Annotated in this window: 8 protein-coding genes; 7 read left to right on the forward strand and 1 reads right to left on the reverse strand. The window is 56.0% G+C overall.

Annotated elements, in window-relative coordinates:
* Positions 1 to 57: 57 nt before the first annotated feature.
* The 5 genes from AB4N85_RS24400 to AB4N85_RS24420 all read left to right on the forward strand — a co-directional run bounded on the left by AB4N85_RS24400 (position 58) and on the right by AB4N85_RS24420 (position 10,731).
* Positions 58 to 672: a trimeric intracellular cation channel family protein gene (locus AB4N85_RS24400; RefSeq protein ID WP_177342722.1), complete on the forward strand. Its 615-nt coding sequence runs from the start codon at positions 58 to 60 to the stop codon at positions 670 to 672.
* Between the two features lie 177 nt (positions 673 to 849).
* Positions 850 to 1,875: a hypothetical protein gene (locus tag AB4N85_RS24405; protein WP_056787539.1), complete on the forward strand. Its 1,026-nt coding sequence runs from the start codon at positions 850 to 852 to the stop codon at positions 1,873 to 1,875.
* Positions 1,876 to 2,059: 184 nt separating this feature from the next.
* On the forward strand, positions 2,060 to 4,579 hold the full coding sequence (locus AB4N85_RS24410) for a leucine-rich repeat domain-containing protein (RefSeq protein WP_460066203.1): 2,520 nt from the start codon (positions 2,060 to 2,062) through the stop codon (positions 4,577 to 4,579).
* A gap of 341 nt (positions 4,580 to 4,920) precedes the next feature.
* Positions 4,921 to 5,907 carry a hypothetical protein gene (locus tag AB4N85_RS24415; protein ID WP_460066205.1) on the forward strand — a complete coding sequence of 329 codons (987 nt, stop codon included), beginning with the start codon at positions 4,921 to 4,923 and terminating at the stop codon, positions 5,905 to 5,907.
* An 81-nt stretch (positions 5,908 to 5,988) separates the two neighbouring features.
* Positions 5,989 to 10,731 carry an RHS repeat domain-containing protein gene (locus AB4N85_RS24420; protein ID WP_460066207.1) on the forward strand — a complete coding sequence of 1,581 codons (4,743 nt, stop codon included), beginning with the start codon at positions 5,989 to 5,991 and terminating at the stop codon, positions 10,729 to 10,731.
* A 55-nt stretch (positions 10,732 to 10,786) separates the two neighbouring features.
* On the opposite strand, the gene queG is transcribed toward AB4N85_RS24420, so the two are convergent.
* Positions 10,787 to 11,887 carry a tRNA epoxyqueuosine(34) reductase QueG gene (gene queG, locus AB4N85_RS24425; protein WP_095180962.1) on the reverse strand — a complete coding sequence of 367 codons (1,101 nt, stop codon included), beginning with the start codon at positions 11,885 to 11,887 and terminating at the stop codon, positions 10,787 to 10,789.
* A 63-nt stretch (positions 11,888 to 11,950) separates the two neighbouring features.
* Between queG and AB4N85_RS24430 the strand changes: the two genes are divergently transcribed.
* Both AB4N85_RS24430 and tsaE read left to right on the forward strand, forming a co-directional pair.
* Entirely contained in the window at positions 11,951 to 13,450 is a 1,500-nt protein-coding gene (locus tag AB4N85_RS24430) for an NAD(P)H-hydrate dehydratase (RefSeq protein WP_460066211.1), read from the forward strand.
* Positions 13,438 to 13,908, forward strand: coding sequence for a tRNA (adenosine(37)-N6)-threonylcarbamoyltransferase complex ATPase subunit type 1 TsaE (tsaE, locus tag AB4N85_RS24435; RefSeq protein ID WP_016771950.1), 471 nt, complete (start codon positions 13,438 to 13,440; stop codon positions 13,906 to 13,908). The genes AB4N85_RS24430 and tsaE overlap by 13 nt, the downstream gene beginning before the upstream one ends.
* Positions 13,909 to 13,926 lie beyond the last annotated feature (18 nt).

The following is a 13,926-nucleotide window of genomic DNA, read 5'->3' on the forward strand; positions in this document are numbered from 1 at the left end:
CCTCTTCTGGTGCGGCGCCGAAATGGCTAGACTGCGCGCCTTCCTGCCTGGACTGCCATCATGTTGCTGATGCTCTATCTGATCGCCATCACTGCCGAAGCCATGACCGGCGCGCTGTCTGCCGGACGACGCGGCATGGACTGGTTCGGCGTGGTGCTGATCGCCTGCATCACCGCGCTCGGTGGCGGTTCAGTGCGCGATGTGTTGCTCGGGCACTACCCGCTGACCTGGGTCAAACACCCGGAATATCTGGTGCTGACCTCGGTGGCGGCGATGTTTACGGTGTTTGCCGCACGCTGGATGCGTCACCTGCGCTCGCTGTTTCTGGTGCTCGACGCGGTGGGGCTGGTGGCATTTACCTTGATCGGTTGCATGACAGCGCTGGAAATGGGCCACGGCATGCTGGTGGCCTCGGTCAGCGGCGTCATCACCGGTGTGTTCGGCGGCATCCTGCGCGACATTTTCTGCAATGACATTCCGCTGATATTTCGCCGCGAACTTTATGCCAGTGTTTCATTCGCTGCGGCATGGTGCTACATGTTTTGTCTTTATATAAATGTGCCGGGCGAACAAGCCATCCTGATCACTTTGTTTGGCGGGTTCCTGTTACGTCTGCTGGCCATCCGTTTCCATTGGGAAATGCCGAAGTTCGTCTATAACGACGAACATTGATCATTCTTGCGTTGGTGTATTGGAGGCTGGTTTAAAGGCATATGAGTTGCCGGCGGCTGGTGCACGCATATTTCTTACACTTTTCACTTTGATATTTTCTTGGTGGGTATGTAACTTTTTTTGCTGACATGTTTTCGATGTCACTATCAAGTTATATTCTCACAGAGGAGCTGTATTATGAGTGAAAGCATGGATGCTACAGGTAATCAACAAAACACTTCGCCCGTTCTTGTGGGGTTGTCCAGTCTGAAGGTCAAGTTTGACGCCAGTGATAACACTCAAAGCAGGGCACTTTTCGCTAATGGCCGGATGCAAGTCAAAGTTCAGGTGCTGGTTGCCGGAGTAGACGCCGACGGCAACGCTGTGCATGTACCGGAAGATGTAATGGAAAGCATCCAGCTTATTCATTACGCGACCGGCAAGACCTTGCGCGATGGTTGGGTCGCGAGCGCGGTCCAAGGGCGGTTTACGCGTGAGGCACGGCCTGCACCGGATGCCTTGGACAGGCACGATGATGATCTTGAGAATGACAGCGTTCATCCACAGGTGCGTACGTTCTGGGTTTCCTCGTCGAGCGCCGGAACGACTGAGGTCGGTGCGCGCCTATCTCTCAACGGGGAGAGGATTTTGAGCAACGGAACCACCCCTGTCAGTGTTCATTACAGCAGCGTGACTCTGGAGGCTGAAAAGCCCGCGACATATGGAGTCTTTCAGTTGTATCAGAACAGGATTGGTAATGAGTCGCCTGGTAATCGTATCTGGAAGTACCATCTGGGGCTGTACCCGGACGGGAAGCAAATCCGCCTGGTCGATTGGATGGTCGAGGGGGCTGAAGAGGGCGAAAACCTCGATTTTGCGGGCGGGAACAGGCTTAACGAAATCAAAACAAATTATATGAAGTGCATTTTCGTCCGTCCCGAAAAAACCAGTGTGACCGTCACCTTGCCTGATAGGGGTGATCCGTTTGTATATGCTTTCACCGGCGATGCGCAAACATGGAATCACAAGCATTACAAAGTAAATACGCAAAGCGACGGAGAACTCACTATTGTGCAGGCGTTATCCGAATACTCGGAAAATACCGGTGCGCAAAAATATGGAAGTGTCCTCTACTTTATCGCTATCGATGAATATGGTACCGGGCATAAGTTGGCGATTCGCGTGAGTTTTTATGAGCGCAATTTGTCTCTTCAGCGAGGCTGAGTTTCATCATCCATTGATGCAATGTCCTGGGATGTAGTAGCTGTATATGCGTTTGGCATCGCGGCTGCAGATAAGCTGCCATGTTCGATAATCAGGCATATGCACGAAAGTGCTTTATCTGATGCCTTGCGCTGGCCCGCAGCGATGTGTGGCCAGCGTCACCACTCCTCAAGGATGAGCATTCATGACTGGCAAACCGCCGAAAATCAAACCTGTATCTGCCCCAACCAGACCCATCGAGTCCAGCGGGGATGGCCTGCCCCGGGCTCTGAACCCGTCTTCGACAATGCCGCATTCGACTGTTGCACATCATCAGGGACCCTTGCCTTCGCCATCTTCTTCAGATTCGCTTGCAGTGATGCCTGTCATCAGTGTGAGCACGAGGCCGAAATATTCCACGATCGACGAGTTCGCAAGTGTGTCCGCAAGGAATTCGCTGGAGAACTACTGGATACCCACGCAAGAGCGTCTCGACGAGACCGATGCATGGGGCATCGCAATCATGAAGCAGCGTCAGTATGTTGCCGTCGCTGACAATCACATCGTACAAGTGGTCCGAGACCCCGAGAGCGGCCTGTTTCGCGCCACACATGCCAGAGAACTGCATCCTTCCGGTCCGCTGTTGAGGCCTGACAGCGAGGGCCGTTTGTGGCATCCGCTGGATGATCCTGAGTCGGCCAATCCAGTTGCAACTGTCTTTACCGGACGAAATCGCACGACAGAGCTTCCCGGCACGGAGTATTCAATAAAGGATTTCCCTCCACTGATGACCCAACGCATATTTGCCGTGAGCGGCGTCGACGTGATGATGGCGCACAGGTCCGACATTCATCCCGCTTCGCTGGCATTGCTGCAGGACACAGCGAGACGCTTCGCCCTCGATCAAAAGATCCGCCAGTTCATCACCCAAGTGCAACATTCCGATCCGACCGTGCGTGCGCAGGCCGATTCACAACTGCAGGCTTTGTTAACGCTACAGGCAACTGATCTGAGCGAGCGCGTTATCGAACAGTCCCGCGCTTTGCTCTTTGAGCAGAGCGAGCGGGCGTTCGAACTCGATTGCGATGACAACACATTGCAGATGCGACGGATTTTTCCTCATCTGCCCAAGACGATTGCTCAGGCGTTGTGGCGAGAGGCCAGTGCCGCCGACCATAGGCATTTGCGCCTGCGGCCGGGAATGCCGCGGCACATGGCAGAAAAAACGCTGGTGGCGCTACGCGAGGTGCGTCTCGCCAGGGCGTGCGAAGGAATCTATCTGGATGCGGTAGCTAGCCTGGACAGTGACCAACTGGCTTTGCAGATGCTCGGGCAGCTTGATCAGTGGCCGCGACAGATTCGTATCGAGATTCGTCTGCAAGCGTCAGAGGGTGAGTCATTGAGTGCTATTGGCGATGCTCGATCGCCAGTGCGGCACATATTGATTCGTCAGCATGAAGGCTACGTTATCCAACGCAGCGGCATCGCATCCCCTCAGGATCGGATGGATCTGTATGCCGCCGTCTGGCGCCTTTTACTGCCCGGGCAGCGCCAGTTGCTCGGTGTAGCGCAGGGCGGTGGTGCGGCTCTGCGGCAACTGGTACGCGCACAGCCATTGCCGTCGCGCCAACGCGTGAGCGAATTGTTGGGACTGGCACCGGTGCAGGTAACGGCTGTTCCGGCCAGCGCCCAATACGCGCAAGCGGGGCTGCGAGGCGGCGGCGATGTCAACCCGATGTTGACAGGATCCGTTGTGGAACGTGTCCGTAGCCTCTATCCGCAACTTGATGACAAGGAGTTGGCCGCGTTCGTTTCCGAGCGCCTGGGATCTGAGCCGTCCACAGTTTTAGCGCGCCTGGAGACAGACCTCGCAATATTGCGCAATGAATTGGCGATCTGGAGTGCGGAAGGATTATCGACCCAAGCGGACTCTTCGCAGGACGCAATGCAGATCGCAGAACAGCGCCCGGCTCGCGAGCAATTTAGCGCAAAACTGCAAGATATCTGGCGACGCAAGTCGGTTTCGAGATGGGGTTACGGTGACTATCATTTTTCCCATCATGTCGATTTTACTGGTGAGTTACCAAGATTATCCGCCAGGTTCGACTATGTAACAGAGTTGGTATTGACTGTAGAAACACCAGGCGCACGCATCGGCGCTTTTTTTGACAGTTTTCCCAATGTTCAATATTTGATGGTCACTGGCATAAAAATGGAGGACTTCCCGTCAGGGATATTCCAAATGCGCCAGTTGCGTCAACTGGTACTGGACGATTGTTCGCTTGAATTATCTGAAGCGACGGCTGAAGGTGTGTCCAGGATCGAGACGCTCACTTTGTTGAATCTGGCCAACAACCCTCTGACAGTTGCTCCGCATGTAGGCTTCATGACAGGTTTAACCGAGTTGATGCTATATAACGCCAATCTCTCCAGCCTACCCTCCGGCATAGACAGGCTTGGAGATCTTCGGGTCATGGCGTTACAGGATAATAATATCTCAGACGTAGGGGGCGATTTGTTCGATATTCCGGATACTCAAGATCTATATGTTGGTTTATTGAACAATCCGCTGAGTGACGAGTCGATGCGGCGGATTAATCAATACCTTGAAAATTCCAGTATGGACCGGAAAGTGGAAATCCAAACGGAAGAAGCAGTTTCAGATTTTGATTCCGATAGTGAGTCATCGGAGAGCGGATTTTCGACAGGTCCAGATAGCGACTGAGTGTTGTCGAAAGTAACGGATCGATCACGCTGCCAACATGATTTGGCAAACATAAGCTACTCGCTGACTCCCCTTCCGGTTCGGGTTGATTGAATTCGGAAGGGGTAACAGGCCATCGTGGGCCAGAATCAAAGGGGCGAAGGGCTTAGTGTTGAATCTCGTAACATGCAGATCGCATTTTTTGAAGTTATTAGCATCTGTGTGAATTATTAAAGATAATGTTGAAAGTTTGCTTTTTCACAAAATGTCAAATGTCGCGGCTGTTTATATTTAAATTCGACGTTAATACTTTGCCGAGCCCTTGAGGGGCGAAATATATTAATCGGCTGAGGTGTTATCAAATGTTTGATGAGGAAGTTGGTATTTCCCGTATCGAGGTAAAACTCGACGCCACAAATCATGGTCAGCACAAAGTGCTTTATGCCAACGGTCGCATGCAGGTGCGTGTATTGGTGCTTCTGCACGGCATCGATAACAATGGCGACGGCGCATCGCTGCATGGACATCCTGCATTGCCGTCATTGCGGCTGATTGCCTACAACGGTGCTCGGCCTCTGGAGGGAGACTGGAGTGTTTCGATTCAGGAAAATCGTTACGCTCACGAAATGTCGGGTGGGGCAACGCGCCTGACAGAAGTCCCGCGGGTCAGTGACAACCAGGTAAGCAACGCCGCAGATCCGGTACAGATTTTCCAGTTCTGGGTCTCGGCTTCCCGACCTGGAATTATGGAAGTGGCTGCCGAGATCTCCTTGAATGGCGTGGTATTGCGAAGTAATGGGGTTGGTTTCGACAGCAGTGTCACGCTGGAGGCGATTCCTCCGAAAAAATACAATCAGAACAGTTTCTCTCTTTATAAGTACGGTACTTTCAGCGAAAGAGTGTACGAGGAGCGCATTCAGTATTTTCATCTCGGGCTTCACGCTGACGGTCGCCAGATCAACATTCTTGACTGGTATAGCACCGATATAAGACTTAATCCGTATGATGCTGAAGACGCGGTAATGGTGTACTCGTCAGGCACGATAAACCACTACAGTGGTGGCGGCAGGAGTTTTTATGGCTATCTGGCGCCGATCTATGGGCGATCGGCTTCGGTCAATACGCCTCTGGGTTTTATTACTTTCCCGATTAACGATGTGCCTGGTGTATTGACGCTGGTACAGCGCACGACTCTACAGACGGAGGAGAAGCCGGCGACGAGAGGTGCGTTCGAATTCGCCGTGATTGATGAGTTCGGTACGGAGCACTGGCTTGCTATCAAAGGTGATACAGAACAGCGAACTTTTATTCTGGATGAGTCGAAACGGTCAACAAAACAATTTGCCTGATTTCATTTGCGTGATTCAGCGAATTTTCGTTGGCCAGCTTGACCTGTTTAAATTTGCACCTGGAATAAAGGATATTTTGCTATGGAAAGTAACTCATCTTCCGCTGTTCACTCCAACGCTTTCAACTTTGGTGAATTTGTTTCAGGAGGCGTTGATCCCCGCACGGGCATGTACACCTGCGCATTTTCGCTTGGCAAGTTGCACTCGGCGGATCTCAATGGTCCGGAGCTTGCGCTTTCAGTGGGCTTTAATCCGCTCAATCAGGCGGATAGTGGTTTCGGCGTTGGCTGGTCTTTGACACTGACCAATTATGACTTGCGCAGCAAAGTGATGACCTTGTCCAACGGTGAGCGCTACAAGGCTGTCGAGACGCCTACCGGCCTTAAGTTCAAGGAAATGAAACTGCAAACGGCGAAAGTGTCAGTCGCTGGAGCAGGGCGCTATGAAGTTCGATACAAGGATGGCCGGCGTGAACTGCTCAAAGTCCTGGCCGGCACTCAGGTCGCCGTCGCGGAAAAAATAATAGCGGCGAACGGTGTGAGCATTACGCTGAAGCATGAGTTGTTCAACCAGTTTCCCCGATTGGCCGAAGTCCGTGATGCCAAGCGCTGCCTGTTGAAAATCACCCGCGCGGCAGGTCAGGTGACGCTGTCCCGGCATCCCGACACTACTTCCAGTTCCAACTACAAGCTGATCTTGAAAAACTCTCGAGTGACGGCCATCGAGCTGCCGGTTGGTAAGGGTTGGGACCTTGAGTATGAAGTCATCGCTGGAGCCAGCTATGTTCATCGCATCGTCAATCCGCTGCGCGGGGTCGAAATCATTCGCTACAAGCGGCACGGCCACCGCTTCATCAGCGGTGTGGAACGGACACTGCCGTTTGTGATTGCTCACGATGTCTACCCAGGGCGCGGCCAGCCCCGACTTTGCAAGACCTACACGTACTCCGACCATAACTTCCTTGGGCAGGGCCTCCTTCCTGCCAAGGATAGTGATCTGGATCCTCTCTATCTGGCGCCCGGCCACTACGTCTACACCTCGGACGAGCACTTGCTGGTCAGCGGCAAAGTACATACCCGCATCAAACGCACCTACAACAAATTCCATCTGTTGGTGGCTGAGGTTACAACCTGTGGTGACGCTCAGATCGCCACCACCACGGAGTATCACTGTTCCATTACCAAGCCATTCAGTGAGCAGGTGGCTCAGTTCCGCATGCCTAAAGTCCACACGGTGACGTACCTCGATCGGCGCACCCAACAGCAGCGTGTGGAAACCACCGTCACCGAGTTCGATGACGAAGGTAACTTGCTCAAGCAGGTCGAGCCCACTGGGGTGACGACGACCACGGAATTTTATCCGGCCAGTGGTGGAGATAACTGCCCAGAGGATCCGCTGGGCTTTTCCAGATTCCCGAAAAAAAGGACGGTGACTGCTGCCGCATCCGATGGTGCTTCGACAGTCACCTACTACGACTACGCGCTGCATCCGGCGCTGGACGGTGCGGAACTGGCATCCGTGTTACCGGTCGAGGAGCGTTTTTGTGAAGTGTTGGAAGGCGTTGAGGTATTGCGTTCGAAAACCGCACGCAGTTATTTGAATACGCCCGGGGATCCACTCAAGCATGGAGCCACGAAAGAGCAGAGTGTCATCCTGAATGATAAAAAAACCGCTATCGAGTTTTCCTATGAACTTGAGGGTGACAGGTTGCGAGTCAGGTCCAGCACGCGCGGATTTGACGGCACGCTGCAGACCAGTGAGAAAGTGCTGTCGACGCTGACCGGATTACAGGTCTCTGAAGTCGCTGTCGATGGCGAGCACATCGAGCATGAGTACGACGCAATCGGTCGGGCAGTGGGCAAAACGGTTGCTGGCGGCACCCCATATGCGGCCGTTACCCGGTGGACCTATCTGGCTGCCAGCAAACAGCATCCGGCGACAATGGTGACCACGGATCCTGCTGGCGGCGAGCAAAAAGTGACTTATGACGGGATGGAACGGGTGATCACCGTTCATGAAAAGGACTGCGACCATCCCGACAAGGACGGTCTGATTCAGACACGCACGCTTTATTCTGCGCTGCATGATTCGGTCGGCCACAAGGTGAAAGTGACGCTGACTGATTGGCGTGATGGCAAGCCTTATCCGGTCAGCACCGGCTACGAATTCGATTCCTGGGGCCAGGTCAGCAAGACGCTGCACGATGATGGACGTATCGAACACAGCGAGGCGGACCCGGTTCTTCGCCGGCAGACCCATTGGCTCCAGGGGATGGGCAAGACGATCACCCTCGTCAATGATTTCGGTAAACCGCTGAGTGTCGAGAGCTTCAATCTGAAGAACAAGAGTCTCGGCAAAACCGTTTACACCTATGACGGTTACGGGCGCACAACCAGTCAGACAGACCCTGTCGGCAATACCAGCCGATATGAGTACGACGTTTTTGACCGGATAACCCGCAGTGTCCTGCCCGACGCCACTGCGGTCGTGACCGACTACGCCGGGCACAGTGATGAAGGTCTGCCGATCAACATCAAGGTCGCTGACAAAGTGTTGGGGCAGCAAACTTATGACGGTCTGGGTCGCTTGATCCGAAGTACCGTTGGCGGACGTAAGTCCGAGGCAGGTTATGAAGCGGGCTTCACCCAGCCGCAGTGGTACAGGAGTGCTGATGGCAAAAAAACCGAATTCACTTATTTGCGGGAACTGGGCGGCCTGCTGACTGAGCGCAAGGCAGGGGATCTGGTCACGACCATGACGTATGACCCCCTCAGTGGCAATCCCTTGACCTGTACCGAAAACGGCAGAGAGCGCAGCTTTACCTATCACCCCTCCGGGCGTGTGAAAACCGAAACGACGACCCTCGGCGCGATCACCAAAGCAACCTCCAGTATCTGGTCCCTGCAGGGGCGACCGATCAACCATGTCAATGTGCTCGGAGTCGAAAGCACATCCGAATACGATAAGCACGGCCGCCTGCTATCCACCTCCCAGGGCTCGCTTAAAACCGAATTCCACTACAACGCGCAGACGGGGATGCTGGACTGGACGAAAACCGAAGAAACGTCAATCAAGCGTCAAATGCTCACCCGGTTTGCCTATGACGATATCGGGCGTGAAACCCGCCGAACATTCGAGATTCAGGGGCAGCCAGACCAGACCCTTGAATCGACTTACACGCTGGCTGGCAAACTGGCGCAGAAAGTGTCCAGACGTGGCACTCAAGTGTTACGTGATGAACAGTTCACCTACGATGTGCGCGGGCGCTTGATCCAGTACGACTGTGCCGGCACGCAAAAGCCGCGCGATCCGTATGGCAAGGAAATTATCCGCCAGACATTCACCTTCGATGCATTGGATAACATCCTCACCGTGCAGACGAAGTTCCCGCTGGGGGTGAATCTGACCACCTTCAGTTACGACAATCCTGATCCTGCACAGCTCAGCGCCGTCAAACATTCCCACGTCGACTATCCCTCGGCAGTGACGCTGGAATACGACGCCAACGGCAGGATGATCAAGGACGACCAGGCGCGAACGCTGGCCTATGACGCGTTCGGACGTCTCGAGCAGTTGTCCAGCGCAGGGGGATCAGTGATTCGTGGCTACCATTACGACGGTTTCGACGATCTGGTGGAGCTGTCGCAAGCCGAAAAAGCAATTGTGCAGCGTTACTACTACGCAGGCCGGGTTGCCAACGAGGTGAGTGGTGAAAGTTCAACCAGTGTTGTGCGTCACGGTGGAGCGCTCGTGGGGCAACAGCAATCGGGGTTGAACCCCGACGCGCAGCTATACGGCACCGATCAGCAGCAAAGTGTGCTGGCAACGCTGGGCAAGGAGCAGCTCACCGATTGCGCCTACAGCCCTTATGGGCATCGTCCCGCCGAAGGTGGATTGTTCAGCGTGGCAGGGTTCAACGGCGAACAGCTGGATCCGGTTACCGGGCTGTATCTGCTGGGCAACGGTTACAGGGCTTATAGTCCGACACTGATGCGCTTTCTCGCCCCCGACAGCATGAGTCCATTTGGCGCGGGCGGATTGAATGCCTACAGTTATTGCCTGGGCGACCCTGTCAATCGTGTCGACCCTACCGGGCATATCTCCTGGCAATCGATCCTGGGCATCGGCCTCAGTGTTCTCGGAATTGTTGCCAGCGTGGTGACGATGGGCGCGGCGACGCCATGGGCAGTGGCGGCATTGGGGCTGGCGGTTGCTTCAGGCCTGGCGGGTATTGCCAGCGAGGTGGTCAATGAACTCGCACCGGGTTCTCAAGCGGGCGAGATATTGGGCTGGATCAGTTTTGGTCTTGGGCTGGCTTCGGTGGGGGCAGGGCTGGCAGCTGGTGCCAAAGCGGGCATCAATGCTGGCAGGAAACTGGCTGGCGCCTTCAAGCAGGGCCTGAGTAGTAAAGGCTCCAAAGCAGCGGGTCAAGAGATGGCCCGAGGCATGATCAAGGGTAAGGGAAACAAGGCGGCGGCCAAGGCGAAGGCGAAGGCCAGCGCGGCCGTTCAGGAAGAGGCCGAGAAACCATGGTCACTCGTCAGGGTCGACCCCAAAAAGAACATCCTTGAGAAAGAGGGCCTTACCGGCTTGCTTGAAAAGGCCGAAACTTTCATGCAGCACATTGAGGCGGGTAACTCCCCGACGTCTTCTGCAGCGCTGATTCATGCCAAATACACGCCCATGCATGGTCCATCCGGCTCAGCATCAAAGCCGATGCATCTTTATCTGTCGCAAGGAGACCGAATATATATGACCGAAAACGCCAAGGAGCGGATCGCGGTCATCAACCAGCTGGGTGGTCATTTAAAGGAAAAAAAGTAAGTCGGAGCACGCAACGAAACGATACAAGGCGAAAGCAGGAACACTCAAGGTCCGGCTACGATTTGAACAGTGCGCTTGCCGGTTTTGCGAGCGCGCGGTGGGCGTGCTGTTCCAGTGCCCACTCGACATGTTCCCTGACCAACTCTGACGGATAATCACGTCGCGCCTTCAACGCTTCCAGCACAGGAATCGTTGAAGGCGCATTCCCCAGCCCCACCGCCAGATTGCGTAACCAGCGCTCGTACCCGGCACGCCGCAACGGTGAACCTTCGGTGCTGCTCAAGAACTTTTCTTCATCCCACATGAACAGTTCAGCCAGCTCGGCATTATCGAGATTGTGCCGTGGCTTGAAATCGCTTTCTCCAGTCGGCCGGGCGAAGCGGTTCCATGGGCAGACGATCTGGCAGTCATCGCAGCCAAACACCCGATTGCCTATCAATGGCCGCAATTCTTCGGGAATCGCGGTTTTCAGCTCAATGGTCAAATAGGAAATGCAGCGCCGGGCGTCCAGCACGTACGGGCCGACAAAGGCGTTGGTCGGGCAGATATCCAGGCATGCGGTGCAACGCCCGCAATGTTCGCTGCTGTGCGGTTCGTCCACCGGTAGCGGCAGGTCGACGAACAGTTCGCTCAGGAAGAAATAACTGCCGGCCTTGCGGTTCAACACCAAGGTATTTTTACCGATCCAGCCCAGTCCAGCCTGTTCGGCGATGGCTTTTTCCAGCACCGGTGCGCTGTCGACAAACGCACGAAAGCCGAACGGGCCGATCTCCGCCTGGATCTTGTCGGCCAATTGTTGAACACGTTTACGGATCAATTTGTGGTAATCGCGGCCCAAGGCATAACGCGACACGTAAGCCTTCTCCGGCTCAGCCAGGCGTTTGGCCATTTCGGTATCGCCTGGCAAGTAGTCCATGCGCAGGGAAACCACGCGCAACGTGCCCGGCACCAGCTCTTCGGGATGCGAGCGTTTGCTGCCATGGGCGCCCATGTAGTCCATGTCGCCGTGGTAGCCGGCCTCGAGCCAGCGCTGCAGATGCTGCTCGTGTTCGGCCAGGTCCAGACCGCTGATGCCGACTTGCTGGAAGCCCAGCTCGCGGCCCCAATCCTTGATCGATTGGGCGAGGGCGGGCAGGTCTGTGGTGATGGCGGACATGAGGCGAGAGAAACCGGAGCTGAGGTGCGTATAATTCTGCCAGACATCGGAGCCCGAAGACGCATGCCGCAGACGAAAGATGAATTACCCGACGCGCTGTACCGCGCCGCGCAGGTGCGCGAACTCGACGCGCGGCTGATCGCCGCCGGCACGCCGGGCTTCGAATTGATGCAACGCGCCGCCCGCGCGACGTGGCGCGCACTGGTGCGCAAATGGCCGGGCGCGAACGAGCTGACCGTGCTCGCCGGCCATGGCAACAATGCCGGTGACGGTTATCTGGTGGCCGGGTTGGCGCTGCGGGCCGGCTGGACCGTGCGCGTTCTCGCCGTCGGCGATCCGCAACGTTTGCAGGGCGATGCCGCACTGGCCCATGCCGAATCGGTGGCTGCTGGTGTTGTGGTGCAAGGCTGGCAGGCGCAAAGCGAGCTGTGCGGTGTCGTCCTCGATGCCTTGCTCGGCACTGGCCTGAGCGGCGAAGTGCGTGAGCCCTATGCCTCGGCGATCAAGGCGATCAACGCCTGCGGTTTGCCGGTAGCAGCGGTCGATATTCCTTCCGGGCTGTGTGCCGATACCGGGTGTGAACTGGGTGTCGCGGTATGCGCCGATCTAACGGTGACCTTCATTGGTATGAAGGTCGGACTGTTGACCGGTGATGCTGCGGATCATATCGGTGAGCTGGTCTTCAGTGACCTGCAAGCCCCCGACGAAATTTTCAGTGACATTCCTGTCTGCGCTCAGCGCCTGAGCGCCCCTAATCTTCCAGCACTTGCGCCGCGCGCGCCGACCTCGCACAAGGGCCGCTTTGGCCACGTGTTGCTGATCGGCGGCGATCACGGTTTCGGCGGAGCGATTCTGCTCAGCACGGAAATGGCCTTGCGCGGCGGCGCGGGCATGGTCTCGCTGGCGACTCGCCCAGAGCATGTGCCGGCGGCGCTGACCCGGGTCCCGGAGGCGATGGCGCTCGGCACCTCGTCAGCCAATCAACTGATGGGGCTGCTGGAAAAGGTTTCGGTGCTGGTGGTCGGACCGGGTCTCGGTCAGGCCAGTTGGGGCCGTGCCCTGTTGTCGGCGGCCGCCAATGCTGCGTTGCCGCAAGTGTGGGACGCTGACGCGTTGAACCTGCTGGCCAGCGATTTTGTCCAGTTGCCCAAGGATTGCGTGATCACCCCGCATCCGGGTGAAGCGGCGCGCTTGCTTGGCATCAGTACCGCCGAAGTGCAGGCCGATCGCCCGGCCGCTGCTCTGGCGTTGAGCAAAAAGTATTCAGCGGTAGTGGTTCTGAAAGGGGCCGGCAGTCTGATCGCCCATCCAGACGGGCGTCTGGCCCTGTGTCATCAGGGCCATCCGGCGATGGCCACGGGCGGTTTGGGGGATGTGCTGGCCGGTCTCACCGGCGCATTGCTGGCCCAGGACATGGACGCGTTCGATGGGGCATGCCTGGCCGTCTGGCTGCACGCCAACGCGGGTATGCAACAAGGCAAATTCGGCCGTGGGCTGGCGGCCAGTGATCTGATTCCAGCCATTCGTCAGTTGTTGGAGGAGCAAGCACCGTGTCTGAAGTAACCCTGTACCTGGCCGATGAACAGGCAATGAGCGACTTTGGCGCACGGATCGCCCGCGTCACCCAGGGCCATGGCCTGATTTTTCTTGAAGGTAATCTGGGTATGGGCAAAACCACCCTGTCACGGGGCATCATTCGCGGTTTGGGCCATGTTGGCGCGGTAAAAAGTCCCACCTTCACTCTGGTCGAGCCCTACGAGATCGGTGACATACGTGCCTTCCACTTCGACCTCTATCGCCTGGTCGATCCCGAGGAGCTGGAGTTTCTCGGCATCCGTGACTACTTCGAAGACGATGCCCTGTGCCTGATCGAGTGGCCCGATAAAGGTGCAGGCTTTTTGCCAAAGCCCGACCTGACCATTACCATTAGCCCGCAAGACAGCGGGCGTTCGCTGAAAATTTTAGCCCAGGGCTCGCGTGGCGAGGCCTGGTGTGCCGCTTTGGCATTGGAATCCAATTAAATGATGGGGTTTGGTATG

The organism is Pseudomonas sp. H1_G08, assembly GCF_054681355.1.